Below are 25,187 nucleotides of genomic sequence, written 5' to 3'. Positions count from 1 at the left end.
AGAAATAGGTGTTACCTGAACTTAATCGCATCCGGGCAGGGGCGCCGGAGGACTCGGACTCACCCGGCCGGTCGGACACTTGGGGACGAATCCGGGGATGGACGGAATGCCGGACGGCCGACGGCAGTCGCCCCGCCGCCTTGATAGCCGATGGCTATAACGACAGGTCTTGGACGACGGCCCGACCCCTGAGGCAGCGTGAATCGCGACGGCGCCGACTCCGGCGCCGGGCCAAGCGAACAGAAAGGACGCGACCGCGATGCGCGCTCTGCTGTACGACCCCGGGGCCCCGCAAGGCCTGCGGCTCGGCGAGGCCCCGGAGCCGGTGCCACACGACGCGCAGGCCCTCGTCGAGGTCCACGCGGCCTCCCTCAACTTCGGCGAACTCGCCTACCGGGAAGAGCGAGCGCGCCCCGGGCAGCTGCTCGGCTGGGACTCGGCGGGGATCGTCGTCCGCGCCGCCGCCGACGGCACCGGTCCCGCGGCCGGCACCCGCGTGGTGTCCTTCGGACCACCGGGAGCGTGGGCCGAGCGGCGGGCGGTCGACACCGCCGAGCTCACCGTCGTCCCGGACGCGGTCGACCTCGGCGCGGCGTCCGCCCTGCCGGGCGCGGGGGTCTCCGCGCTCCAGGCCGTGCGCCGGCTGGGCCCCGTGATCGGCCGCCGGGTGCTGATCACCGGCGCCTCGGGCGGCCTGGGGCGCTTCGCGGTGCAGCTGGCCGCCCTCGCCGGCGCGTACGTCATCGCGGCGGTGGGCAGCCCGCAGCGCGGCGAGGGGCTGCGCGAACTCGGAGCCGACGAGGTCGTCGTCGGCCTCGAGCACATCACCGCGCCGGTCTTCGGCGTCCTCGACAACGTGGGCGGCCCGCTGCTGGCCGAGGCGTTCGCCCTGGTCGAGCCCGGAGGCTCGGCCCAGTCCATCGGCAAGGCGTCGCTCGAACCGACCACCATCGACTTCGAGCGCGAGCGGCTGACGGGCGGCGACAGGCGCCTCGAACCCTTCGTCGTACGGTCGCCCTTCGGCCCGGACCTCGCGTATCTGGTGAGCCTGCTGGCCACGGGCCGGCTCGACCCGCAGATCGGCTGGCGCGGCTCGTGGGAGCGGGCGCCGGAGGCGGTGGCGGCGCTGCTGGGGCGGCGCGTGCGGGGGAAGGCCGTGCTCGACATCGGGGGCTGATCCGGTCAGCGGGACGAACCGGAGGCCTTGGAGCCGGACGACTCGGAACCGGACGGCTTGGAACCGGACGAACCCGAGCCGGGTGACCCCGAGTTGGGTGACCCCGAGTTGGGCGCCTCGGAGCCCGGCTGCGGGCCGTAGGCGTTCAGGAAGCGGTCCCGGAAGGTGTCCATCCGCCAGACCGGGGTGTCCTGACCGGGCTTCAGGCCGTCCTGCCAGCCCCAGTCGGATATCCGCTTCAGCACATCCGGGTCGTGCGCGACGATCGCGACCGGCACATCCCGGCTGGCGTGGTTTCCGCTCACCCGCGCGAGGGGCTGGTGGTCCCCGAGGAAGACGAGCACGGTGTTCTTGTTGCCGTACTTCACCACGTAGTCGATGAGGCTGTTCAGCGAGTACTGAACGGACTTGCCGTACTCCTCGCGCACCTCGGTGGAGTCCGTGAACACGTCCTTGGGGTCCTTGCCCTCCTTCTTGATGTCGCCGTAGACCGAGCCGTCGCCGACCTCGTCCCAGCCGATCATCTTGGGGATGGGCGCCCAGGGCTGGTGGCTGGAGGTCAGGATGATCTCCGACATCAGCGGCTTGTCGTGCCGCTTGCCGTGCTCCAGCCGCTCGAAGGCCGTCAGGGCGTACTGGTCGGGCATGGTCGACCAGCTGAACTTGGGGCCCTTGTAGCCGAGGTCCCGGGAGTCGTAGACGTGGTCGAGGCCGTAGAACTTGCCCTCCGGCCACTCCTTGGTGACCCCAGGCATGATGCCGACCGTCCGCCAGGCGCCGGTGCGCTTGAAGGCGCGGGTGAGGGACAGATGGTCGCTCGCGGTCACGGTGCGGTAGCGGTTCTGGTTGTTGATCCACAGGCCGGAGAGGAAAGTGGAGTGGCCGAGCCAGCTGGAGCCGCCGTATGTCGCGGAGGTGAGCCAGCCGCTCTTGGCGGCGTACCCGGCGTCGCGCAGCTCCTCGGTCTTCTCGTCGAGCACCGCGTCGACCCCGGGCGCGATCACCGGGTCCTCGATGGCGCTGCGGCCGTAGCTCTCGATGAAGGTGAAAATGACGTCCTTGCCGCGCAGCCCGGTCAGCAGCTGATCGCCCGGGGTGTCCCCGTACGAGTCGACGGCGGCCACCTTGGCGAACTCCCGCTCGTCCCTCATCGTCGCCTTCACCCGGTCCACCCGGTTCTCGACGAGCGCGACCGTGCTCCGGGACGCCAGCGGGAGGTGCGACAGCTGGAGCCCGAACGCCGCGCTGACGATCCAGGCGGTCCCGAGCACCAAGGTGGCGCGGGTCGCGACGGCGTTGTTCCGGGCCATGACGTTGCTGATGCGCAGACACGCCAGCGTCATCACGGCGAGCAGCGCGACGGCGAGCACCACGACCCCGACCACGGCGAACGTCGCGGTCGTCGAGCCGAGCGAGTCCTCGAGGTACGACTGGGCGTCGTCGAGCAGGATCCAGTCGAGCACCAGGTTGAACCCGCGTCCGAGGAATTCGTTGAAGCCTATGTCGAGGAGGTTGAGGATCGTCAGCAGCCCGAGGAACACCCCGGCGAACACCGCCGCCACCCGCCTCGGCACCGGCGTCGGCAGCTGCGTCAGAAGGAGCACCGCACCGGCGCCGAGGACCGCCTCAACGGGGATGCGTATGAACGCGCCGGGCGTGATGAGTGGCAGCTGGTTCGGCAGCAGCAGCGCGATGACCACGAGCGCGACGGACACGCCGGTGGTCCCCCACGCCAAGGCCCGCGCCGCGACGGGGTACTTGTCCCGCCAGCCACGGCCGTCGCGGGCGTCATGGGCGTCGGCCGGGGAGTGTTCGGCGGCGTTATCGGCGGAGGGAGCGGCGTCCGGCGGGGTGTCGCCGGTCGCGTCGCGTTCAGCGACGTCACCGTCGGTGCCGCTCTTGGCGGCGCCGTCGTCGGCGTCACCCTTCGCGGCTGGGGCGGCGTCACCGTCGGCCGCCCCCTTCGCGGCCTCACCCGGCGCGGGCCGCGCTGAGGGGACGTCCGGGGCCGGGCCCTCCTCGGCGTCCGCCTTGTCCCTGTCCGGCAGTTGACGAGAGCGCGTGAAGAGCGACACCCCGAAGATCCTTCCGTGCTTGCGAAGCCTGATGGTGGCACGGCGGACCAGGCTCGGGAGGTCGGGTCCGCCGTTATGCCTTACGGCTGGTCGGCGGCTTCAGTTCAACTCCGCTTCCACAGGGCCGATGAGTTGACCTCCCGTTGACTTCCCGACTGTCATGCCCACGGCTACATTCGGCAATGGGAGCGCTCCCATACCCTCTAGGAGGATCTCCATGGCACCCGACCCGCACCCCCTCCCCCGTACGTCCAAGCGCATCCGCGCCCTCGCGGCGGCGACCGCCGCGCTGGCCGCGGCGGCGGCCATCACCCCCACCGCCACCGCCACCGCCACCGCCACCGCCACCGCCTCGTCCGCACCCGCCCGCGCGGCCGCCGCGTGTTCGGCGAACGGCTTCTGCGAGGACTTCGAGTCGCAGACCGGCACCGCCCCCGCGGGCCGCTGGAACACAACGGTGGCCAACTGCTCCGGCACCGGCACCGCGACCGTGGACTCCACCGTCGCCCACGGCGGCACCAAGTCCGTCCGGGTCACCGGCAAGGCCGGGTACTGCAACCACGCCTTCGCCGGCACCTCCCTGTCCGACGTCCCGGCCGGCTCGGAGCTGTACGCGCGCTTCTGGGTCCGACACACCACCGCGCTGCCCGCCCAGCACGTCACGTTCGCCGCCCTGCGCGACACCAACGACAACGCGAAGGACCTGCGGATGGGCGGGCAGAACAAGGCCCTCCAGTGGAACCGCGAGTCCGACGACGCCACCCTGCCCGCCCAGAGCCCGGCGGGCGTGGCGCTGTCCACGCCGCTGCCGCTCAACACCTGGACCTGTCTGGAGTTCCGGCTCGACCGCTCCGCGGGCCGCCTCGACACCTGGGTCAACGGCTCCCTGGTCACCGGCCTGGTCGTGGACGGCACCCCGACCCAGGACGTCGACCAGCAGTGGCTGGCCCGGGGCGGCTGGCGGCCGGCGCCCACGGATCTGCGGCTGGGCTGGGAGAGCTACGGCGAGGGCGACGACACGCTCTGGTACGACGACGTCGCCGTCGGGACCGCGCGGATCGGCTGCGGCTGAGCGTCAGGTCCGCTGAGCGTCAGGTCCGCGCGCGGTAGTCGCCGGGGGTGCAGCCGAACGCGCGGCGGAAGACATCGATGAACGCGCTGGCCGAGGCCCAGCCGCAGCGGTGGGCGACCGCGGTGACGGTGAGGCCGTCGGAGAGCAGCAGCAGCGCGTGGTGCAGCCGTAGTTGGGCGCGCCATTGGGGAAACGTCATCCCCATCTCGGTGCGGAAGAGACGGGTGAGCGTGCGGGCGCTCGCCCCGGCCCGGGCGCCCAGCTCGGCGAGCGGCCGAGGATCCGCGGGGTCGTGCTGGAGGAGCGCGCACACGGCGGCCAGCCGCGGATCCCGGGCCGTGGGCAGATGCAGGGGCTGCTGCGGAGCCTGCCGCAACTGGTCGAGCAGGACCGCGAGCAGCCGGCGGGACTCGGCGGTCCCCGGGTCGGCCTCCGGGCGGCTGTACGCGACGATCAGCTCGCGCAGCAGCGGCCCGACGGCCAGCACGGCGGGCCGGTCAAGTCCCAGCGGGTTGACGTCCACCGGCAGGCCGACGCCGTGCAGCACGGTGTGCCCGAAGGCCCGGTGTTCGTGCAGGGTGCCGACGGGGATCCAGATGGCCCGGGTGGCCGGGGCGACCCAGCTCCCGGCCTCGGTGGTGACCGAGAGCACGCCGCGCCCCGCGTAGACGACCTGGTGCACGTCATGGCGGTGTGCGGACAGCCCGGTGCCCGGGTCCAGGAAGCGGGTGGTCGTCGGCGTGTGTGCGCGGGCCGGGATGGTCCGGCGGGACGCTTGGCGGGATACCGACATCACTTGGCAGTTTATCGGAAGCCCGCCAGCCCGCGGCGCCTGGAGGATCGTCGGCGTGACCCCGAAAAACCACTCCCGCGACCGCTCCGTGTCCCGACCGATCACGATGATGGCCATCGGCCACGCGACCGTGGACTTCTACCAGGGCGCTGTGCCCACGCTGGTGCCGTTCCTGGTGGCCGAGCGCCACTACGGCTATGTGGCGGCGTCCGGCATCGTGCTGGCGGCCACCCTGCTGTCCTCGATCGTGCAGCCCTTGTTCGGGGCGCTGACGGACCGGTGGACGATGCCGTGGCTGATCCCCGCGAGTTCGCTCGGCGCGGGTCTTGGCATCGCCCTGTCCGGGCCCGGCGACTCGTATCTGCTCACCTGGCTGGCGGTGGCCCTCTCGGGCATCGGGGTGGCCGCCTACCACCCCGAGTCGGCCCGGCTGGCCCGGACGGCGAGCCGCGGCAGCCATGTGGCAATGGGCTGGTACTCCCTCGGCGGCAACATCGGCTTCGCCCTGGCACCGGTCGCCGTGGCCCCCGTCCTGTCCACCGGCGGGCTGGGCGCGTCTCCGTGGCTGGTGGCGCCCGCGGTGGCCGGGGTGGTGCTGACGGCCTCCGTGATCCGGTCCCTCGCCCGGCGCGCGGCGGCCGAGCAGGCCGCCGCGCGGGGCGCGGGCCGCGACGACTGGCCGGTGTTTCTGCGGCTCTCGGCGATCATCGTCTGCCGTTCGATCGTCTTCGTGGGCCTGAGCGCGTTCATCGCCCTGTACGCCCAGGAGCGCGTGCCCGGAGGCTCGGCGACGGGGTCCGCGGCGCTGTTCACGCTGTTCGCCGGGGGCGCCGTCGGCACCGTACTGGGCGGGCCGCTGGCCGCGCGCTGGGGGCGGGTCCGCACGCTGCGCATCGCCTACGGGGCGGCCGTACCCGCCGTCGCCGGGCTGGTGTTCGTCCCCGGACCGGCGCTCTACGCCTTCGCCGCCCTGACGGCCGCCGCGCTGTACGTGCCGTTCTCGCTGCACGTCACTCTGGGCCAGGACTATCTGCCGAACCGGATCGGCACGGCCAGCGGCGTCACGCTGGGGCTGGCCGTCAGCGTCGGGGGCGTGGCCAGCCCGGGCATCGGCGCCCTCGCCGATGCCGCGGGGCTGCGCACCGCGCTGGCTCCGCTGATCGCCCTGTGCGCCCTGGCCTGGCTCGTCGCGGGCACGCTCACGGAGCCGGAGACCGAGCGCGAGCCGGGGCCCGCCCCTGGGACCAGGGCCGGGGCTGGGACGCCCGGCACCCGCTGATCCCTCAGGCGAGCCGGGCCGCCTACGCCGCGAACGGCCGGTCGCGACGGGCGTCGTGGAGCACCGAGCCCCACCAGTCGAGCTGGTCCAGCATCGTCTTCGCCGCGGTGTTCGGGCCCTCGGGGTTCTTGAGCGTGCCGTCGGGGCCGAACAGCTCGTAGTACCGGGGGAAGGAGACGTAGTCGCGGACCGTGTGGGCCTGTAGCTCGTTGAAGACCTGCCGCAGGCCCTCGATGGCCAGCAGGCCGCCGCTGGCCCCGCTGTAGCCGACGAAGCCGATCGGCTTGGTCTGCCACTCGACGTAGTGCCAGTCGATCGCGGCCTTCAGCGCGGCCGGGTAGGAGCGGTTGTAGTCCGGCGTCACGACGACGAACGCGTCGGCCGCGGCGAGCCGCGCGGTGAGGTCCGCCATCTCGGCTGGGCGGGGCAGGTTCGGGTCAATGGCGGGGGGCATGGGCGGCAGGGCGAGCGGCAGTGGCGTATCGGCCAGGTCGATGAGGTCCACGGCGAACCGGCCGTGCGCCTCGGCCTGTTCGACGAACCAGTTGGCGACCGTCGGGCCGAACCGCCCTTCCCGGACACTGCCGAGGATCACCGCGAGCTTGAGGGTCTGGCTGGACATGGCTGGGATCGCTCCTTGTGAAGTGACGAAGTGGCCGTGAGGGCCACGACGTCCAACCTGCCGGGCCGCGCCAGTGCCAGGAAGGCCGGGCCAAGACTGGTAGTGGCAGGGCCACGATCCCGTTCAACCCGGCTGTTAAGTTCGTACGGTGAGCGACAACGAGCTGGGCATGTTCCTGCGCCTGCGCCGGGAAGCGGTCTCCCCCGCCGAGGTGGGGCTGCCCACCGGCCCCCGCCGCCGTACGCCGGGGCTGCGCCGGGCCGAGCTGGCCACGCTGGCCGGGGTGAGCGTCGAGTACGTGACCCGGCTGGAGCAGGGCCGGGACCGCCGCCCCTCCGCGCAGGTGATCGCCGCGCTGGCCGACGCGCTCCGCCTCACCCCGGCCGAGCGCATCCATCTGCACCGCCTGACCAAGGGCGCCGAGCCCGGCTACAGCTGCATGGGCGACGCGCTCCCGGGCCGTACGGTGCGCCCCACCGTGCGGGCCCTGCTCGACCGCCTGGAGCCCGCCCCGGCCGTACTCCTCAACCGCCTCAGCGAGATCCTCGCCCACACGGCGGGCTACGAGCGGCTGGCGGGCCCCATCGGCCTGCTGGACGGCAGCCCGCCGAACGTCGCCCGCTTCGTCTTCACCGACCTGCGCGCCCGCACCGCCTACCCCGACTGGGCCGCCGTCGCCGACGAACAGGTCGCCGCGCTCAAGCAGGGCCCGTTCCGCGCCGACCCCCATATCGCCCAGCTCGCCGACGAGTTGACCGTCACGACCGGAGACGCCTTCACCGGCCGGGTGGCCACCCTGCCCGGCCTCCCCAGGTCCAGCGGGGTTACCCGGCTGCGCCACCCCGAGGTGGGCGACCTGCGCCTGGCGTACGAGACCCTCGAACTGCCCGCCGACGACGACCAGCGGCTCATCGTCCACCTCCCCGCCGACGACGCCACCTCCGCCGCCCTCGACCTCCTCACGGGCCGCCGGCCGGGCGCGCTGCGGGCGGTGTCGTCCGGGTGACTCACGCCGGTTCGGGTTGCGGTTCCGGTTGGCGCGCGGGTGCGGCCTTCGGTTCCCACAGTCTGGTGGTCCGTACGTAGCCGTAGATCACGGAGATCATCGCCAGCATGAGCAGTGGTCCAAACACCCACGGATGTGCGGCCATCTGCATCGGCAGATAGCGATACGACACCAGGAGCGCGGCGAAGACCACGGTGCCGTAGGCGACCAGCTGGATTCCCGACCGGTCCCAGCCGCGGTCGAACGTGCGCAGCGCTGCCTCGATCGTGAGCGCGAACACCACGCCGGCGATGAGATCCACGCCGTAGTGGTAGCCGAAGCCCAGCGTCGCGCCGAGCGTGGCGATCAGCCAGAAGGTGCCCGCGTAGCGCAGAGTCCGTGGGCCCTTGCGGGTATGGATGAAGATCGCGGTGGCCCATGCCGTGTGCAGGCTGGGCATGCAGTTCCGCGGGGTGATCCCGTCGTAGGTGAACGGGTGCGGGGTACTGATCGTCGGCAACGTGTGCGGCCACAGGTCGGCCACCGCCCACTGAAGGCCGCCGGTGCCGGAGGTGCCCGGGCCGTAGGCGAAGATCGGCCCGACCACCGGGAAGATCATGTAGAAGGCCGGCCCGAGGAGGCCGATCACCAGAAAGGTGCGCACCAGATGGTGGGTCGGGAAGCGGCGCTCTGCCGCCACGTTGCGCAGCTGGTACAGCGCGACGACGACCGCGGCCACCGCGAGCTCACCGTAGACCCAGTCGAGAAGATGGGTGCCGATCGGGTCGGTGGCCCTGAGGATCCGGCCCGCCAGCCACGACGGGTTGCCCAGCGCGTGATCGGCGGTTGCCACGTACTGGTCGAGCACCTCCGGGCGGGCCTTCGACGTGATGAGCAGCCAGGTATCGCCGGTCTTGCGGCCGGCCACCAGCAGCAGGCCGAGACCGACCCCCTTCAGCAGCAGGACACGCTCCCGGCCGGTGCGGCGTGTGACGGCGATCACCGCACAGCCCAGCATCACCCACAACGCGCCGTTGCCGAAGAAATGATCAGCGGGCACCTTGACGCCGGCCGCCCACCGCACCAGCACGAAGACGACGTCGATGCCGATCGCGGCGCCGGCCGCGATAAACCGTTGCCGCCAGGTGAGCACCACCATCATCAATGCCATACCGGCATACAGCGGCCCCGGTTTGGGCGGAAATATGACCTCGCGCGCTTGGCTGGTCATCGGCCCCGGCAGGCCGTAGTGACGCGCGACGATCTCCAGCGCGATGAGGAATCCAAGGGTCACCACACCCGCCGTGACCCACAGCATCGTCCGCGGTTGGCGCCACGCGGCGAAGTTGATTCTGCAATTTATTCGCGACAACACCCGAGATACTATATGCATCAATTACTTGACCGATTTGTTGGCTTTTGACTAAAGAGGGCGTTCAGCCGCCCCCCTGATCGGCTCAAGATTCTCGATCACGACGTCGGCAGCGTCCTCTTCTCCCACGCTCAGCAGCCAGTCGGCGAACCGCCGGCCGTGCTCCTCCATGGGGCTGTGGTCGTAGGTGGGGTGTGCGGGACCGAAGTGCCGCTTCAGCCAGGTGAGGTACGCCTGGCGCGTGTCGACGTACGTCTGGCGCGTGGGAGGCGGGCCGTCGAACTCCTCGTCGAGGAGGTCCCAGAACAGGTCCCGCAGATCGTGCGCGGCGACGTAGAGATCGCCCTCGTCACCGAAGAAGAGCACGGGCAGGGTGGCGAGGTCCGCCCGGTCGTCGCAGCGCCACAGCGCGTAGAAGGAACCGGATGTGGTGGCCTTGGCGAAGGGGATCACGCGGTCGTCGAACTCCGGATTCTCCGATTCCAGCCAGGACGAGTCGTTGTTGTACTCCCGCAGTTCGAACCCTGGTGAGTAGAAGTCCGCGCATTGATCGTCGAACTCTTTGAGCAGATTCAGCTCGGGTATCGGTGAGTATGTGTCACTCATCGGGCCGCCTCGGAAGAAGAAGAGCAGACAGATGAGGCGACCCTACTGTTCGGGTGTGCACAGAGCGCGATCGGCGATCTGTCGGCGGCGTATCGGTGACGGCCGTGACGCTGGACGCGTCCGGCATCATCCCGAGCGCAAGGAGCCCGTATGCCCTCCGCAGCCCAGACCCAGCCGTGGGACGTTCATCGACTGCCGTCCGCCCAGGACAGGAATGTCCTGGTCACCGGCGGCAACGCGGGTATCGGCTACTTCGTGGCCGAGCAACTCGCCGGTGCGGGGGCCACCGTCGTGCTCGGCAGCCGGGACATGGCGAAGGCCGAGACCGCGATGGCCTCGATCCGGTCGCGGGTCCCCGGCGCGCGGGTGCGCTCCCTGCGGCTGGACCTTGCCGATCTCTCCTCGCTCAAGGCCGCCGTGGCCGCACTGCCGCTGGACCGTCTCGACGCGGTCGTCCACAACGCCGGGGTGATGTTCGACCACCCGCCGCGCCGCGAGAGCCAGGACGGCCATGAGCTGATGTTCGCGACCAACCACCTCGGGCACTTCGCGCTGACGTGGTGGCTCGCGCCGCTGCTCGCGGCCGCCCCCGCGGCCCGTATCGTCACCACCGGCAGCTTCGCGGCGAAGTCCGAGCGGCTGGACCTCGACGACCTCCAGAGCACCCGGGACTACCGGCCCAAACGCGCCTACGGACGGTCCAAGCTGGCGCAGATGCTCTTCGGCCTGGAGCTCGACCGCCGCCTGCGGGCGGCGGGCGGCACGGCGCTGAGTGTGGTCACCCACCCCGGCGGCGCGCTGGACTCCCTCACCCCCTCGCGCCCACCCGTCCACCTCCGCACCACCGCCGCCCGGCTGCGCGGCCTGCCCGCCGGCCTGCTCGTCCAGGGCAAGGAGGCCGCCGCGTGGCCCGCGGTGCGCGCCGTGCTCGACCCGTCCGTGACCGGCGGGCAGCTGTGGGCTCCCCGGGTGTTCGGACTGCGTGGCCTGCCCCGGGTCGAACCCCTCTGGGACCACCTGGCCGACACCACGGTCGCGGCACGCCTGTGGGACGCGAGCCGGGAGCTGACCGGCGTCGACCCGAGTTCCGGCCTCGCATAAAGGACGTGGCGGGCGACTGCCACACTGATCGCGTGTTCGACTTCGGGATCCAGGACTACCGGCCGCGCTGGATGAGCGGCCCCCGCGCGGTCGGGCAGGTCCACGGAGCCCGGCTGCGGACCCTCATCAGCCGCCCCCTGACCCGGCTATGGGTGGTGTGGGATCTGGAGGACGACGAGTGGTTTCCGGACTGCCCCGTGTTGCTCGACTTCGACGGCGAGCAGGTGGAGATCAACCACTGGAAGCTCGACGAGCTCTCCCTCACCTGGAACGCCATCGATCCGCGCCGCCCCGTCGAGTGGCCGGGCTTCGCCCTCCGATGGCGTGACGACGCCATCCCCGAGGCGGCGCCTCTCCTGGGCCAACCCGTGCGCAACGTCGAGCTCCTCGAATGGACCGGCACCGACGCGGCCCGAGGAACCGTCGATGTCGGCTTCGTCTTTCCGCACGGCCGGATCACCGTCTACAACGCCCTCGACGAGAACGGCCTGTCCTTCGCCCCGCCACACCCCCTGTCCCGGCCGCACCCGCTCGGCTGAGCCCACCGTGGCGGAATAATCCTCGGTGCCGCCGGAGCTGGGGACACAGAGGCAGCAACAAGAACGAAGGTGCGCGAATGCACGGTGAGTACAAGGTGCCGGGCGGAAAGCTCGTGGTCGTGGACCTCGAGGTCGAGGACGGGAGGCTGCGGGACGTCCGGGTCGCCGGTGACTTCTTCCTGGAGCCCGACGAGGCGCTGCTCGCCATGAACCGCGCGCTGGAGGGCGCGCCCGCGGACACCGACGCGCGCGGGCTCGCGGCCCGGGTCGAGGCGGCGCTGCCGGAGGGCACGGTCATGTTCGGGTTCACCGCCGACGCCGTGGGCGTCGCGGTGCGGCGGGCGCTGGCGCATGCCACCGACTGGACGGACTACGACTGGCAGCTGATCCACGAGGGCCCGCAGTCGCCCGCCCTGCACATGGCGCTGGACGAGGTGCTGACCGAGGAGGTCGCGCTGGGGCGGCGGCCGCCGACGCTGCGGGTGTGGGAGTGGGCCTCCCCCGCCGTGATCATCGGCAGCTTCCAGTCGCTGCGCAACGAGGTGGACCCCGAGGGCGCGGAGCGCCACGGCGTCGAGGTGGTGCGGCGGATCAGCGGCGGCGGGGCGATGTTCGTGGAGCCCGGCAACACCATCACGTACTCGCTGTATGTGCCCGAGTCGCTGGTGTCCGGACTGTCCTTCGCCGACTCGTACGCGTACCTCGACGACTGGGTGCTGGGCGCGCTCGGCGACATGGGTATCGCTGCCTGGTACCAGCCGCTCAACGACATCGCGACCGACGCCGGGAAGATCGGCGGCGCCGCGCAGAAGCGGGTGGTGACCGGGTCAGGGGCGGTGCTGCACCACGTGACGATGTCGTACGACATCGACGCGGACAAGATGGTGGAGGTGCTGCGCATCGGCCGGGAGAAGCTGTCCGACAAGGGGACCAGGAGCGCGAAGAAGCGCGTGGACCCGCTGCGCCGGCAGACCGGGCTGGCGCGCGCCGCCGTCATCGACCGGATGATCGCCTCGTTCCGTGAGCGGTACGGGCTCGCGGAGGGCGCGGTGACGGAGGCGGAGGCGGCGCGGGCGCGGCGGCTGGCGGAGGACAAGTTCGGCTCGCGCGAGTGGACCACCCGGGTGCCGTGACGACGGCGGGGTCAGGTCCAGTTGGCCGGCTCCGCCAGGGCGTACGACGAGGCGATCCGGTGCTGGTCGTGGAGGATCGTCAGCGTGGACGCCCCGGCGGGTGTGCCGTCCCGCCAGGCCGTGCAGTAGATGCCGCTGGACCAGCGGATGGTCTGCGAGGTGGAGGGCAGCAGGGTGATGCCGGTCGAGCTCACGGTCTTCCTGCCGTTGAGCCACACCTCGTACGCGCCCTGGCCGTCCCCGGCCAGCTTGAGCCGTACGACCAGCCTGATCCAGGCGCCCCGCAGGTCGGTGATCGCTCCGACCGTCCCGGAGACCGCGCGGCCGCCGTACCGGATCTCGTCCCCCTGGACGAACATCAGCAGCCAGGGGCCCTCCGGGTCCTCGGGGGACCACTGCTGGAAGGTGACGTTCTGGTCGTGGAACCGCCAGTCGGGGGCCAGCCGGATGGCCTGGCCGTAGTAGCGGTCCTGGCCGACGCTCTGCGCGCCCCGCCGGAGGACTTCGGAGTGATAGCCCCCGGTTTCGTCGATGTAGGTCTGGGTCGCGTCCAGTGAGTGCGCGCCCTTGTAGGTCGGGGTGTCGATGGTGCTGATCGACCCCTGTTTCTGGGCGTAGCTGTAGTCCCAGCCCTCGACGCTGCCTCGGTTCTGGAAGTACACGCCCTCCGGCAAGTCATCGGCGGCCGATGCCCTGCCGGAGGGCGTGAGAGTGGCGAGTGGTCCGGCTAAGCCAAGACCTCCGAGCAATGTGAGTGCCTGTCGTCGCTTCATGCCGTCAGATGATGGGAGCGACCGCGGCAAGGGTCAAGGACTTATCCTGAAAAGGTCCGAGGATTACGCCTCGGAGGCCGTTTCCTCTCGCCGCCTCTCTCGCCGCCCCAGCATCAGCAGCGTGTAGAGGACGAGGGAGGTCCCGAGCCCGACCGCCCAGCCGTAGTCGCCCAGCGGCTTCAGAAACGGGATCAGCCCGTCCGCCGGGAACGGGCCCGCCGTGCCGGGGTCGGTGTGCGCGCCGCCGATCGCGAGCAGCCCGCCCGCCGCGAAGGCGGCGAGCGCCCGCCGGTTCCAGCCGCCCGAGTACCAGTAGCGGCCGCCCTCGCGGTAGAGGTCGGGGAGGTGGAGGAAGGTGCGGCGGATGATCCAGTAGTCGGCGATCAGGATGCCCGCGACGGTGCCGAGGAGCGCGCCGACCGTGTCGAGCCAGGTGAAGATGTACACATCGGGGCTGGAGTACAGCTTCCAGGGGAAGATGACGACCCCGACGACCGCGGCGATGATCGCGCCCACCCGGAAGGTGATCTTTCCGGGCGCCATGTTGGACAGGTCGAAGGCGGGCGAGACGACATTCGCCGCGATGTTCACGGACACGGTGGCGATCAGGATCGTGATCAGCGCGAACAGGACGCCCGCCCCGTTGTCGATCTTGGCGGCCACCTGCTCCGGCTGCCAGATGGGGGCGCCGTAGACCGCCTGTGTACCGGAGGTCACCAGGACCGAGAGCAGGGTGAAGAGTGTCATGGTGGTGGGCAGGCCCAGCGACTGGCCCCAGAACTGGGAGCGCTGGTTGGCCCCGTAGCGCGTGAAGTCGGGGATGTTGAGCGACAGGGTCGACCAGAAACCGATCATCGGCATCAGGGCGGGGAAGAACACCGACCAGAAGTCGCCGCCCCAGCCGAGCCGGGAAGGCTGGTCCAGCAGCGGGCCCAGGCCCCCGGCCTTGTTCGATATCCAGATCAGCAGGGCGATCGCGCCGATGATGACGAACGGCGCGGCCCAGTTCTCGAAGCGCCGCAGGGTCTCCATGCCGCGCACGATGATCGCGATCTGGAGGGCCCAGAAGAGCGCGAAGGACAGCCAATGGGTCCATGGATAGCCGCCGAAGGAGGCGGCGCCGGTCCACCGGTCGCCGAACAGCTTCCCCGCGAGGAGGAAGATGGCCGCCCCGCCGATCCACGTCTGGATGCCGAACCACGCGCACGCCACGGCCGCGCGGATCAGCGCCGGGAAGTTCGCGCCCCGCACGCCGAAGGAAGCGCGGGCGAAGACGGGGAACGGGATGCCGTAGCGCGGGCCGGCATGGCCGGTGAGCAGCATCGGCACCAGCACGATCACATTGGCCACGGCGATGGTCAGCACCGCCTGCTTCCAGTCCATGCCGAGCTGGATGAGGCCGGAGGCTAGCGTCCAGGTGGCCGCGTTGTGGGCCATGCCGACCCATAGGGCGGTGAAGTTGTAGGTGTTCCAGGTGCGTCCGGCGACGGGTACGGGCAGCAGGTCCGCGTTGGCGTACGGCCCGGTGGGGGCAGCGGCGCCCACGGGCAGCTCGACGCGGCCGTCCGGGTGGGTCATCTGGGCAGCGGTCATGGGGCCCCTCTTCGTTCGACAGCGGTTTCGACAGCGGTGAGGAGGACGGGAACCATGTGCGGGTGTCGGGGGGAGGGGGAGGGGGAGGGGGACGGTCAGCTGGTCAGCGCCGGGATGACGCGTTCGCCGTACGCGTCGATGGTCGCCTCCTTCGCGTCGTGCATGGCGTAGATCGCGAACTGGTCGACCCCCAGCCCGCGCAGCACGCGCAGTTTGTCGATATGGGCCTCGGCCGGGCCGAGCAGACAGAAGTGGTCGACGATCTCGTCGGGGACGAAGCCCGTGCTGGGGTGCCCCGTGCGGCCGTGGTGGCCGTAGTCGTAGCCCGCGCGTCCCTTGATGTACGCGGTCAGCGCCTCGGGGACGGCGTCGGAGTGTTCGCCGTAGCGGCTCACCAGGTCGGCGACGTGGTTGCCGACCATGCCGCCGAACCAGCGGCACTGCTCACGCGCGTGGTCGAGGTCGTCCCCGATGTACGCGGGGGCGGCGACGCAGATGGTGAGGGAGTCCGGGTCGCGCCCGGCGTCCGCGGCGGCGTCCCGCACCGCCTTGACCATCCACCCCGTCAGATACGGGTCGGCGAGCTGGAGGATGAAGCCGTCGGCCTTGCGGCCGGTGAGGGCGAGCGCCTTGGGTCCGTAGGCGGCCATCCAGACGGGCAGCCTGCCGCCCTCGACCCAGGGGAGCTGCACGGGGGTGCCGTCGACGACCGCCTCCCGCCCCTCGGCCAGGTCGCGGATGGCGTCGATGGCCTCGCCGAGGCGGGCGAGGGTGTTCGGCTTGCGGCCCGCCACCCGCATGGCGGAGTCGCCGCGGCCGATGCCGCACACGGTGCGGTTGCCGTACATCTCGTTGAGGGTGGCGAAGGTGGAGGCGGTGACCTCCCAGGTGCGGGTCCCGGGGTTGGTCACCATGGGGCCGACGATCAGCCGCTCGGTGTGTTCCAGGATGCGGCTGTAGATGACGAACGGCTCCTGCCACAGCACGGCCGAGTCGAACGTCCAGCCATAGGTGAAGCCGGCGCCCTCCGCGCGCCTCATCAGATCGACGACCCCCGACGCCGGCGGATCGGTCTGAAGGACGAGTCCGAAGTCCATACTCGCTCCCAGGTCAGTCCAGGTAAGGGTCAGCCCGGATACGGGTCAGTCCAGGTACTGGCAGGTGTCGCGCGCGATGTACTGGCCGTGCCCCGCACGCCCCGTGAACCGCCGCCGGTCGATGACGGTTTCGCCGCGCGAGAGCACGGTCTCCACCTGTCCGGTGATCCGCTTCCCCTCGTACGCCGAGTAGTCGACGTTCATGTGGTGGGTCTCGGCGGACATCGTCTGCTCGGCCCGCGGGTCGTAGACGACGATGTCCGCGTCCGTGCCGGGGGCGATGGTGCCCTTCTTCGGGTAGAGGCCGAACATCCGGGCCGGGGCGGCACAGGCGATCTCGATCCAGCGGCGGCGCGAGATATGACCGTCCACGACCGCCTGATGGAGGAGGTCCATCCGGTTCTCCACGCCCGGCAGCCCGTTGGGGATCTTGGAGAAGTCGCCGCGGCCCAGCTCCTTCTGGCCCGCGAAGCAGAAGGGGCAGTGGTCGGTGGAGACGACCTGAAGGTCGTTGGTGCGCAAGCCCCGCCACAGCGCGGCCTGGTGCTCGCGGGGCCGCAGCGGGGTGGAGCAGACGTACTTGGCGCCCTCGAAGTCCGGCTCGGCGAGGTTGTCCGTGGACAGGAAGAGGTACTGGGGACAGGTCTCGCCGAAGACGGGAAGCCCCTTGTCGCGGGCCTGGGTCAGCTCCGCGACGGCCTCCTCGGCCGAGACGTGGACGACATACAGCGGGGCCCCGGCCACCCGGGCCAGCTGGATCGCGCGGTGGGTCGCCTCCGCCTCCAGCAGCGCCTTGCGGACCTCGCCGTGGTAGCGGGGGTCGGTCCTGCCCTCGGCGAGGGCCTGCTCGACCAGGACATCGATGGCGATGCCGTTCTCGGCGTGCATCATGATCAGCCCGCCGCCCACGGCACCGCGCTGCATGGCCCGCAGGATCTGCCCGTCGTCGCTGTAGAAGACGCCCGGGTAGGCCATGAAGAGCTTGAAGGACGTGACGCCTTCCCCGACGAGGAGGTCCATCTCCTTCAGCGAGCCCTCGTTGACGTCGGAGAGGATCATGTGGAAGGCGTAGTCGATCGCGCACCGGTCGGCCGCCTTGGCGTGCCAGGCGTCGAGGCCCTCGCGCAGCGAGTGGCCCACGGACTGGACCGCGAAGTCCACGATGGTCGTCGTGCCGCCCCAGGCGGCGGCGCGGGTGCCCGTCTCGAACGTGTCGGAGGCGGACGTGCCGCCGAACGGCAGCTCCATGTGGGTGTGCGCGTCGACCCCGCCCGGGATGACGTACTTGTCGGTCGCGTCGATTGTACGGTCGGCCGTCCAGCCCTGGGCGTACGCGCTGTCGGGCGCCGCGAGGGCGGCGACGCGGCCGTCCTCGACAAGGACGTCGGCCCGGGTCTCCTCGGCGGCGGTGACGACCAGGCCGCCACGGATCACGGTGCGGGACATCAGCGTGCGCTCCTTCCGACCTCGCCGGCCACTTCCGCCGATCCGTCCGCCATGGCCTGCGCCGCGCGGAGCGCCGTCGCGAGGATCTCCGCGCCCTCCTCCGCCTCGGCGGCGGTCAGGCTCAGCGGCGGGGCGACGCGCAGCACGCTGCTGTTGTGGCCGCCGCCCTTGCCGAGCAGCAGCCCCTCCTCGCGGGCCACCTCCAGGACGGCCGAGGCCGCCTCGGGCGACGGCCGGCCGCTGCCCGGCTCGACCATCTCGATGCCGATCATCAGCCCCCGGCCGCGCACCTCGCGTACGACGTCGAGCCCGGCGGCCGCGGCGCGCAGCCGGTCCATGAGCAGCCCGCCGACGCGTCGCGCGTTGCCCTGGAGGTCGTGTTCGAGGAGGTAGGTGAGGTTGGCGAGGCCGGCGGCCATGGTGACCGGGCTGCCGCCGAAGGTGGAGATGGAGTTGGCGTCCAGGCAGTTCATGACCTCTGCGCGGGCGACGACCCCGCCGATGGACATGCCGTTGCCGATGCCCTTGGCGAAGGTGAGGACGTCGGGCGGGCCGGAGGCGGCGTGCGCCTGCCAGCCCCAGAAGTGGTCGCCGGTGCGCCCCCAGCCGGTCTGCACCTCGTCGCTGATCCACAGGATGCCGTGCCGGTCCAGGACCTCACGGAAGGCGGCGAACAGCCCGTCCGGCGGGGAGGTGAAGCCGCCGACGCCCTGCACGGGCTCCGCGATCAGCGCCGCCACCTGGCCGTACGCCTGGCCCAGGACGTCCTCCAGGTCCGCGACACACCCCTTGATGAACTCGGCGTCCGACAACCCGGCGTACGGGCCGCGGCCGCGCACCCCGCCGTGCACGTACAGCGTCTGAAGCGGGGACAGGCTGGTCGGCGACCACGAGCGGTTGCCGGTGATGCCGACGGTCGAGAACGACCGGCCGTGGTAGCTGTTGCGCATCGCCAGGATCTGGTTGGAGCGCCGGAGCGTGGTGGCCAGGAGCAGGGCCGTGTCATTGGCCTCGGTGCCGGAGGTGGTGAAGAAGACGCGCGGGTCGGGGATGCCGGACAGCTCGGCGACGCGCTCGGCGAGCTCCACCATGGGGCGGTCGAGATAGAGCGTGGAGCTGTGGATGATCCGCGCCGCCTGCTCGCCGACCGCCTTGGTGACCTCGGGGAGGGCGTGGGCGGTCATGGTGGTGAGGATGCCGCCGAAGAAGTCGAGGTAGCGGTGGCCGTCGGCGTCCCAGACGTGGCGGCCCTCGCCGTGTGTCAGCTCGATCGGCCGCTCGTAGTAGAGGGCGAGCCAGTCGGGCAGCACGGCCTTGTGCCGGGCGTACAGATCGTCACTCACGGCTTCACCAGCCCCTCGTAGGCGTCAGGCCGCCGATCCCGGTAGAACGCCCACTGCCGGCGCACCTCGTCGATCAGGCCGAAGTCCAGGTCCCGGACGACCAGCGCCTCTTCCTTGTCGCCGGCCGCCTCGCCGACCAACTGGCCGCGCGGGTCCACGAAGTAGCTGGTGCCGTAGAAGTCGTTGTCGCCGTACTCCTCCACGCCCACGCGGTTGATCGCGGCGATGAAGTACTCGTTGGCGACGGCGGCCGCGGGCTGTTCCAGCTGCCACAGATACGCCGAGAGGCCGCGCGAGGTGGCCGAGGGGTTGTAGACCAGCTGGGCGCCGGCCAGGCCCAGCTCCCGCCAGCCCTCCGGGAAGTGACGGTCGTAGCAGATGTACACGCCGACCTTGCCGACGGCCGTGTCGAACACCGGCCAGCCCAGGTTCCCCGGTTTGAAGTAGTACTTCTCCCAGAACCCCTTGACCTGCGGGATGTGGTGCTTGCGGTACTTGCCGAGGAAGCTGCCGTCCGCGTCGATCACCGCCGCGGTGTTGTAGTAGAAGCCGGACTGCTCCTCCTCGAAGACCGGCACCACCATCACCATGCCGGTCTCCCGGGCCAGCTCCCGCATGCGCCGGACCGTCGGCCCGTCCGGGACCGGCTCCGCCCAGCGGTAGTGCTCGGCCTCCTGCACCTGGCAGAAGTACGGGGCGTTGAACACCTCCTGGAAGCCGATCACCTGGGCGCCCTGGGCGGCCGCCTGCCGGGCGTACTCCTCATGCTTCGCGATCATCGATTCGGTATCGCCGGTCCAGGTGCACTGGACGAGCGCGGCACGTACGACGTTGGGCATGGTCAGCTCCTTCGCCTTCGCAGGCGTCTACGCACGTAGATTCCGGCTGTGGAAAGAACGTAAAAGCGCACCGACCACTCTGGCAATACCGCGGCCGTTACTCAACGAAGACGTTCACGTTTCGTGTTATGTCAGGCAAGGCCGGGCACTCCCGGCAGCCCCGCGACGCGCAGCGCGTGCGCCAGGTCGTGGTGGCTGCTGGACGACACGCCGCTCGCGGCGTCCAGCAGCAGCGGCACCAGCTCGGCCGGCGCGTTCACCGCGGCCTGCGCGGCCTCGTCGGGCTTACGGGCCCTCACCAGGGCCTCCAGCAGAAACGCGGCCTCCGCGCTGCTGCCCGCGGCCAGCAGCGCGAGCACCGTCTGCGCCACCTCGGTGACGGGGCGGGCGACGCTCTGCCGCAGCAGCCGCGCGCCGTCCGCGCCGCGCCCCGAGGCGACCAGCGCGTCGGCGGCGGCGGCCAGGGCGGTGGGCGGCAGACAGGCCACCTCCCACAGCAGGGTGGCCACATCCGCCTCGAGACCGGCGCGCTCCAGCTCGGCGGCCAGTAAAGGGAGCCAGGGTGCGGGCCAGGCGGCGGCCTCGCACAGCAGGACATGCGCCTCCCCGCCCCGGCCCGTCGCGCGCAGCCGCGCCAGCCGGGCCACGGCCTCGGCGGCGGCCTGCCGCGCCTCGGCGGTCCGCGCCGCCTCCTGCGCGGCGCGCCGCGCGTCCTCCTCCTGCGCCTTGAGACGCCTGCGGCGCTTCGCGCCGTCCCCGCCCTCGTACGCCCCGGCGAACCGGGCGCCCCGGGGCGTGGCCCTGTCTCCCGGCTCGGCGGCCTCCCCGGCCTCGGCGACTTCTGCGGCCTCGACCGCGGTGGCCTCGACCGCGGTGGCCTCGACCGCGGTGGCCTCGACCGCGGTGGCCTCGACCGCGGTGGCCTCGACCGGCGCGGCCCCGGCGAACCGGGCCCCGCGCGGCCGCGACACGGGCGCGGACTCCTCCAGCCCCGCGAACCGCGCCCCGCGCGGCCGGGCCCGCCCGCCCGGGGCGGGTCCGGCGCCGCCGGGCCCCGCACCTGCCGCCGCCGCAGCCGGTCCGGCCGGGCCGCCCCCGGGTCCTGCGGCGGCCCTCATGCCACCGGACTCCGTGCCCGCCCCGGTCGCAGGTGCGCCACCGCCACCGCCAGCGCCCCATTCCTCAGCCGCCGCGCCTCCCGGGCCGCCATCGGCCGCCCAGCGGCCGCCCATGGGCGAGGTCCGTCCCGGCTCCGCCGACCCGGCGGCCCACTCACCCCGTCCGGCTCCCGCCGCCCCGACCTGGCCGGGCCCCCCGCTCCCAGGACCGCCCGGCGCGTCAGCCGTGACCCCGGGACCGCTGCCGACCGCCCAGGCGTCACCCACTCGCGGGACGCGCCCGTGCCCGGCCGACGGGGCGGGTCCGGCGGGCGCCGCGGCCCCGGGACCGCCGCCGGCCGCCCAGCGACCGCCCATGGGTGAGGTCCGTCCCGGCTCCGCCGACCCGGCGGCCCACTCGCCCCGTCCGGCTCCCGCCGCCCCGACCTGGCCTGGCCCCCCGCTCCCAGGACCGCCCGGCGCGCCGGGCATGCCCGCCGGGCGCGCGGCCCCGGGACCGCCGGGCTCGGCGGGCTCCTGCCCGCCGCCCGTCTCCTCGTACGCCGCGGCGAACCGCGACCCGCGCGGCCGCCGCATCCGTGCCGCGGCTCCGCCCGCCGGCCCGCCCTGCCCGGAGCCCGTTGCCGCCGCCTCGTCGCGGAACCACCCCTCGGGCACGGCGAGACCACCCGGCGCGCCCGCGGAAGGCGGCAGCGCGGCCAGGCGGGCGCGGAGCTCCTCGCAGCGGGCGGTGGCCCGCTCCCAGTCGTCGCGGGCCCATGCAAGGTCCGTCGAGAGCCGCTCCCGGGCGTCGGCATCACCGTCATCCTCGGCGGTGGCGTCGCGTACGGCGGCATGCAGTTCGCGTTCGCGCTGCGCCGCCTGCCGCTGCTCGCGGAGCATCGCCTCGAGCCGGTCGCGGAGGGCGGGGCGGCCGCCGACCGTGGTGTCGTACGCGGTGACGGACGCGCGGTAGAGGCCCGCGGCGCGGGCGGCGGCCTCTTGGGCCACCTCGGGGCCGCGCTGGGCGGAGAGGTCCTGGAGCAGGGCCTGGACCACGTCCCAGGGCGGCACCTCCCGCCCGTCCAGACAGGCCCGTATGCCCTCCGGGTCGCGCTGCGCGAAGACGCCGTACCAGCCCTTCTCCGCGTCCAGACGCCTCGTCAGCGCACGCAGATAGCGCGCGAACTCCGCAACCTCAGCCGGGAGTTGACCGCCGGACATGGTCATCCCTCTCCCCGTGGACCCGTGGACGATTCCCCCTCCAGTGGGCACGCATTCGACACCCTTTGTGTTACGGGAACGGTTACGAACGTGCTACGGGAGTTTTTCCGGCTCCGCACACACCGCCCGACCACGTCCGATCACGGCCGACGGCGGCCGACCGTGACCGAATCACGGTCGGCCGCCGCGGGGCGTCACTTCGCCGGGCGCACCACCATCGCCGAGCCGCCGCCGCGCCGTACGGTCTCCGCCGCAGCCAGCCAGCGCCCGTCGGGCAGCCGCTGCACGCCGGTCGCCGCCCCGATCTCCGGGTTCTGCTTGAAGGAGTGGCCCAGCGCCGTGAGCTGCCCGCGCAGCGGGCTGTTCCACAGCCCCGGCTCCAGCTCGGTCTGCGCGGCGTTGCGCTGGCTGGCGCGGGGCGCGGCGATCGCGTCGACCAGTGGCATGCCGCGGTCCACGTGGTTCAGCAGGGTCTGGAGCACGGTGGTGATGATGGTGGCGCCGCCGGGCGAGCCGAGCGCGAGCACCGGGCGGCCCTTGTCCGTCACGATCGTCGGCGACATGGACGAGCGCGGCCGCTTGCCGGGGCCGGGCAGGTTCGGGTCGTGGACGGCGGGGTTGGCGGGCGCGAAGGAGAAGTCGGTCAGCTCGTTGTTGAGCAGGAAGCCACGGCCGGGCACGGTGATGCCGCTGCCGCCGGTCTGCTCGATCGTCAGGGTGTAGGCGACGACGTTGCCCCACTTGTCGGCGACCGTCAGGTGGGTGGTGTTCTCGCCCTCGTACGTGGTGGGGGCCGCGGTCCCGCCGGTGTCGCAGCCGGTGGGCCGGCTGGGGTCACCGGGCGCGAGCGGGCTGCTCAGCACCGCGTCGGCCTTGATCAGGCAGGCCCGCGAGTCGGCGAACCGCTGCGAGGTGAGCCCCTTGGTCGGCACGTCCTCGAAGGCCGGGTCGCCGACCCAGCGCCCGCGGTCGGCGAAGGCTATCCGGCTCGCCTCGATGTAGCGGTGCAGATAGTCGCGGTCGCTGAGCTTGGTGAGGTCGGTCTTCTCCAGGATGTTGAGCGCCTCGGCCACCGAGGTGCCGCCGGAGGAGGACGGGGCCATGCCGTACACGTCGAGGCCGCGGTACGAGGTCCTGGTCGGGGCCTGGCGCTTGACCTTGTACGCCCGCAGGTCCTGCTCGGTCAGATCGCCGGGCCGTACGGTGCGCTGCGCGGCGGGGTCCACGGGCGGCTTGCGCACCGTACGGACGATGTCGCGGCCCAGCTCGCCCTTGTAGACGGCGCCAACGCCCTTCTTGGCCAGCAGGGCGTAGGTGCGGGCCAGGTCGGGGTTGGTGAAGGTGGAGCCGACGACCGGCAGTTCGCCGCCGGGCAGGAACAGCTCGGCGGTGGCCGGGAAGTCCTTGAAGCGGGCCTGGTTGTCGGCGGTCTGCTGACGGAACGTCGCGTCGACGGTGAAGCCGTCGCGGGCGATGCGCTCGGCGGGCTTCAGCACCTGGGCGAGTGAGCGGGTGCCCCAGGTGTCGAGCGCGGTGTCCCAGGTGCCGGGGGTGCCGGGGGTGCCGATGCTGAGGCCGCTGGTGACGGCGTCGGCGAAGGGGATCGGCTTGCCGTCCTTGTCGAGGAAGAGCTTCTCGTCCGCGCTGCGCGGCGCGGTCTCGCGCCCGTCGAGAGTGAACACCTTGTGCTGCTTGGCGTTGTAGTAGACGAAGTATCCGCCACCGCCGACGCCCGCCGAGTACGGCTCGGTGACGCCGAGCGCGGCCGCGGTGGCCACGGCCGCGTCCACCGCGTTGCCGCCGCGTCGCAGCACCTCGATTCCGGCCGCCGAGGCGTCCGCGTCCACGCTGGCGACCGCGCCGCCGTAGCCCTCGGCCACTGGGGACTTGGCGGGCGTCGCGGCCGGGGCCTCCCCGGCCGGTGCGCCGCCTCGCGCCCCCGCCGGGGCGACACCGAGCGCCACGACGAGACCGGCTGTCGCGGCGAGGGCCGGGAGTCGGCGCAGCGCGGTGGTAAGAGCTGGTGTCGTGGCTGACGTTGCGGGCGTTACGGCTGGTCTTGCGGGGTGCGCCATCCGGGCCTCCAAGCTAACGGCGGGGGCCGGAGCCTACCGGTGAGCGTCCGGGAAACGACAGGGGGCGCACAGAAGGCGAACACGCCCACAAGCTCGAACAAACACCCGCATCAAGGCTACGATGCGCGGCCATGAATGACACAGTGCAGGACCTGATCGCCGCCGGCGCGGCCCTGGTCGTGGGCCTGGCCCTCGGATGGGCCGTGCACTCAGCCCAGACGCGCCGCAAGCGCGCCCGCGAACAACTCTTCTTCGGGCTGCCCGACGGCTCGGAGTGCGTCCTGGTCACGCACCGGGACAGCACCTCCGCTCACTGGAGCATCCCGCGCCATGACGCGCTCGCGCTGCTCGGGATCGCCGCCGTCGTCGAGAACTGCGGGGCGCACGCGGAGGTGGCCCCGCACGACACCGGGCTCCAGGGCTTCGGCGCGCGCACCGAGTTCTGCGTCGGCGACCCGACCGCGCACCGCCGCCTCGCCGCCCATATGACGAATCTGCTGCCGGGGGTCGCGGTCCACCAGGGAGACGAGACCCAGGAGCGGGGCTCGTTCACGATAGGCGGCACCGAGTACCGGCCGGAGCCCGGCGAGGTGGAGTACGTACTGCTGGCCCGGCTCACGGCGGCCGAGGGCGGCCGCCCCGTCTTCCTGGCCGCCGGCCAGCGCCCGGTCACCCATCGCGCCGCGATCCGCCACCTCGTACGCAACCGCACCCGGCTGGCCCGCAAGTACGGCACGCAGGGCTCCTTCTGCCTGCTGCTGAAGATCGTCAACTCGCAGGCGTACGGCCCGGACGTGGTCGAGGTCGTCGCGGACGTCACCAAGGCCGCCACCTCGCCGCCCTCGCGCCCGCGCGCCGCGCACAAGGCGGACTGACCGCGTTTGCGGTGGATATGGGACAGCGACACACCGTGGCTTCGGCGTGTCGCTGTCCCATAATCACCACA

At 72.1% G+C, this 25,187-nt stretch carries 21 protein-coding genes; 8 read left to right on the top strand and 13 right to left on the bottom strand.

Annotated elements, in window-relative coordinates; all coding sequences use genetic code 11:
• The first annotated feature begins 259 nt into the window (after window positions 1-259).
• Window positions 260-1,177, top strand: coding sequence for a zinc-binding dehydrogenase (locus ACH4S9_RS24565; protein WP_398373845.1), 918 nt, complete (start codon window positions 260-262; stop codon window positions 1,175-1,177).
• Window positions 1,178-1,182: 5 nt separating this feature from the next.
• On the opposite strand, the gene ACH4S9_RS24560 is transcribed toward ACH4S9_RS24565, so the two are convergent.
• Window positions 1,183-3,252: a sulfatase gene (locus tag ACH4S9_RS24560; protein WP_398373844.1), complete on the bottom strand. Its 2,070-nt coding sequence runs from the start codon at window positions 3,250-3,252 to the stop codon at window positions 1,183-1,185.
• 217 nt (window positions 3,253-3,469) lie between these two features.
• Between ACH4S9_RS24560 and ACH4S9_RS24555 the strand changes: the two genes are divergently transcribed.
• Complete coding sequence (locus ACH4S9_RS24555) at window positions 3,470-4,324, top strand: hydrolase (protein WP_398373843.1); 855 nt, start codon at window positions 3,470-3,472, stop codon at window positions 4,322-4,324.
• A 19-nt stretch (window positions 4,325-4,343) separates the two neighbouring features.
• Here ACH4S9_RS24555 and ACH4S9_RS24550 read toward each other — a convergent pair whose 3' ends face one another.
• The gene (locus ACH4S9_RS24550) at window positions 4,344-5,117 is read right to left on the bottom strand and encodes a helix-turn-helix transcriptional regulator (RefSeq protein WP_358844241.1); all 774 of its coding nucleotides are present in this window, start codon (window positions 5,115-5,117) and stop codon (window positions 4,344-4,346) included.
• Between the two features lie 106 nt (window positions 5,118-5,223).
• On the opposite strand from ACH4S9_RS24550, the gene ACH4S9_RS24545 reads away from it, so the two are divergent.
• Window positions 5,224-6,396 (top strand): MFS transporter, encoded by a 1,173-nt coding sequence (locus ACH4S9_RS24545; protein WP_311723848.1) that lies wholly within the window; start codon window positions 5,224-5,226, stop codon window positions 6,394-6,396.
• Window positions 6,397-6,418: 22 nt separating this feature from the next.
• Here the strand turns inward: ACH4S9_RS24545 and ACH4S9_RS24540 are convergent, their stop codons facing one another.
• Complete coding sequence (locus tag ACH4S9_RS24540; protein ID WP_385341120.1) at window positions 6,419-7,018, bottom strand: NADPH-dependent FMN reductase; 600 nt, start codon at window positions 7,016-7,018, stop codon at window positions 6,419-6,421.
• 148 nt (window positions 7,019-7,166) lie between these two features.
• On the opposite strand from ACH4S9_RS24540, the gene ACH4S9_RS24535 reads away from it, so the two are divergent.
• Window positions 7,167-8,024, top strand: coding sequence for a helix-turn-helix domain-containing protein (locus ACH4S9_RS24535; protein ID WP_398373842.1), 858 nt, complete (start codon window positions 7,167-7,169; stop codon window positions 8,022-8,024).
• Window position 8,025: 1 nt separating this feature from the next.
• Here ACH4S9_RS24535 and ACH4S9_RS24530 read toward each other — a convergent pair whose 3' ends face one another.
• Both ACH4S9_RS24530 and ACH4S9_RS24525 read right to left on the bottom strand, forming a co-directional pair.
• Window positions 8,026-9,321, bottom strand: a complete 1,296-nt coding sequence (locus tag ACH4S9_RS24530) for a phosphatase PAP2 family protein (protein WP_311723849.1) — start codon at window positions 9,319-9,321, stop codon at window positions 8,026-8,028.
• Window positions 9,322-9,426: 105 nt separating this feature from the next.
• On the bottom strand, window positions 9,427-9,981 hold the full coding sequence (locus ACH4S9_RS24525; protein ID WP_398373841.1) for a hypothetical protein: 555 nt from the start codon (window positions 9,979-9,981) through the stop codon (window positions 9,427-9,429).
• A gap of 150 nt (window positions 9,982-10,131) precedes the next feature.
• Between ACH4S9_RS24525 and ACH4S9_RS24520 the strand changes: the two genes are divergently transcribed.
• The 3 genes from ACH4S9_RS24520 to ACH4S9_RS24510 all read left to right on the top strand — a co-directional run bounded on the left by ACH4S9_RS24520 (window position 10,132) and on the right by ACH4S9_RS24510 (window position 12,754).
• Window positions 10,132-11,082, top strand: a complete 951-nt coding sequence (locus ACH4S9_RS24520) for an SDR family NAD(P)-dependent oxidoreductase (RefSeq protein ID WP_398373840.1) — start codon at window positions 10,132-10,134, stop codon at window positions 11,080-11,082.
• A 32-nt stretch (window positions 11,083-11,114) separates the two neighbouring features.
• Window positions 11,115-11,621, top strand: coding sequence for a hypothetical protein (locus tag ACH4S9_RS24515; RefSeq protein ID WP_398373839.1), 507 nt, complete (start codon window positions 11,115-11,117; stop codon window positions 11,619-11,621).
• A 77-nt stretch (window positions 11,622-11,698) separates the two neighbouring features.
• Complete coding sequence (locus tag ACH4S9_RS24510; RefSeq protein ID WP_385341128.1) at window positions 11,699-12,754, top strand: biotin/lipoate A/B protein ligase family protein; 1,056 nt, start codon at window positions 11,699-11,701, stop codon at window positions 12,752-12,754.
• Between the two features lie 11 nt (window positions 12,755-12,765).
• Here ACH4S9_RS24510 and ACH4S9_RS24505 read toward each other — a convergent pair whose 3' ends face one another.
• The 8 genes from ACH4S9_RS24505 to ggt form a co-directional block, all read right to left on the bottom strand.
• Complete coding sequence (locus ACH4S9_RS24505; RefSeq protein WP_398373838.1) at window positions 12,766-13,416, bottom strand: polysaccharide lyase; 651 nt, start codon at window positions 13,414-13,416, stop codon at window positions 12,766-12,768.
• 174 nt (window positions 13,417-13,590) lie between these two features.
• Complete coding sequence (locus tag ACH4S9_RS24500; protein WP_385341132.1) at window positions 13,591-15,120, bottom strand: NCS1 family nucleobase:cation symporter-1; 1,530 nt, start codon at window positions 15,118-15,120, stop codon at window positions 13,591-13,593.
• Between the two features lie 95 nt (window positions 15,121-15,215).
• Complete coding sequence (locus ACH4S9_RS24495) at window positions 15,216-16,217, bottom strand: TIGR03842 family LLM class F420-dependent oxidoreductase (protein ID WP_385341134.1); 1,002 nt, start codon at window positions 16,215-16,217, stop codon at window positions 15,216-15,218.
• 45 nt (window positions 16,218-16,262) lie between these two features.
• Window positions 16,263-17,666, bottom strand: a complete 1,404-nt coding sequence (hydA, locus tag ACH4S9_RS24490) for a dihydropyrimidinase (RefSeq protein ID WP_385341288.1) — start codon at window positions 17,664-17,666, stop codon at window positions 16,263-16,265.
• The gene (locus ACH4S9_RS24485) at window positions 17,663-19,006 is read right to left on the bottom strand and encodes an aspartate aminotransferase family protein (RefSeq protein ID WP_311723411.1); all 1,344 of its coding nucleotides are present in this window, start codon (window positions 19,004-19,006) and stop codon (window positions 17,663-17,665) included. Before ACH4S9_RS24485 ends, hydA begins: the two co-directional genes overlap by 4 nt.
• Entirely contained in the window at window positions 19,003-19,845 is an 843-nt protein-coding gene (locus ACH4S9_RS24480; protein WP_311723412.1) for a nitrilase-related carbon-nitrogen hydrolase, read from the bottom strand. Before ACH4S9_RS24480 ends, ACH4S9_RS24485 begins: the two co-directional genes overlap by 4 nt.
• A gap of 131 nt (window positions 19,846-19,976) precedes the next feature.
• Window positions 19,977-22,166 (bottom strand): hypothetical protein, encoded by a 2,190-nt coding sequence (locus ACH4S9_RS24475; RefSeq protein ID WP_398373837.1) that lies wholly within the window; start codon window positions 22,164-22,166, stop codon window positions 19,977-19,979.
• A 194-nt stretch (window positions 22,167-22,360) separates the two neighbouring features.
• Window positions 22,361-24,241, bottom strand: a complete 1,881-nt coding sequence (gene ggt / locus ACH4S9_RS24470; protein WP_385341140.1) for a gamma-glutamyltransferase — start codon at window positions 24,239-24,241, stop codon at window positions 22,361-22,363.
• Window positions 24,242-24,372: 131 nt separating this feature from the next.
• On the opposite strand from ggt, the gene ACH4S9_RS24465 reads away from it, so the two are divergent.
• Entirely contained in the window at window positions 24,373-25,116 is a 744-nt protein-coding gene (locus ACH4S9_RS24465) for a hypothetical protein (protein WP_311723415.1), read from the top strand.
• Window positions 25,117-25,187: the final 71 nt, after the last annotated feature.

The organism is Streptomyces sp. NPDC021225 (assembly GCF_044332865.1).
Lineage (GTDB): Bacteria > Actinomycetota > Actinomycetes > Streptomycetales > Streptomycetaceae > Streptomyces.
This window is presented reverse-complemented; position numbering and strand designations above follow the sequence as displayed.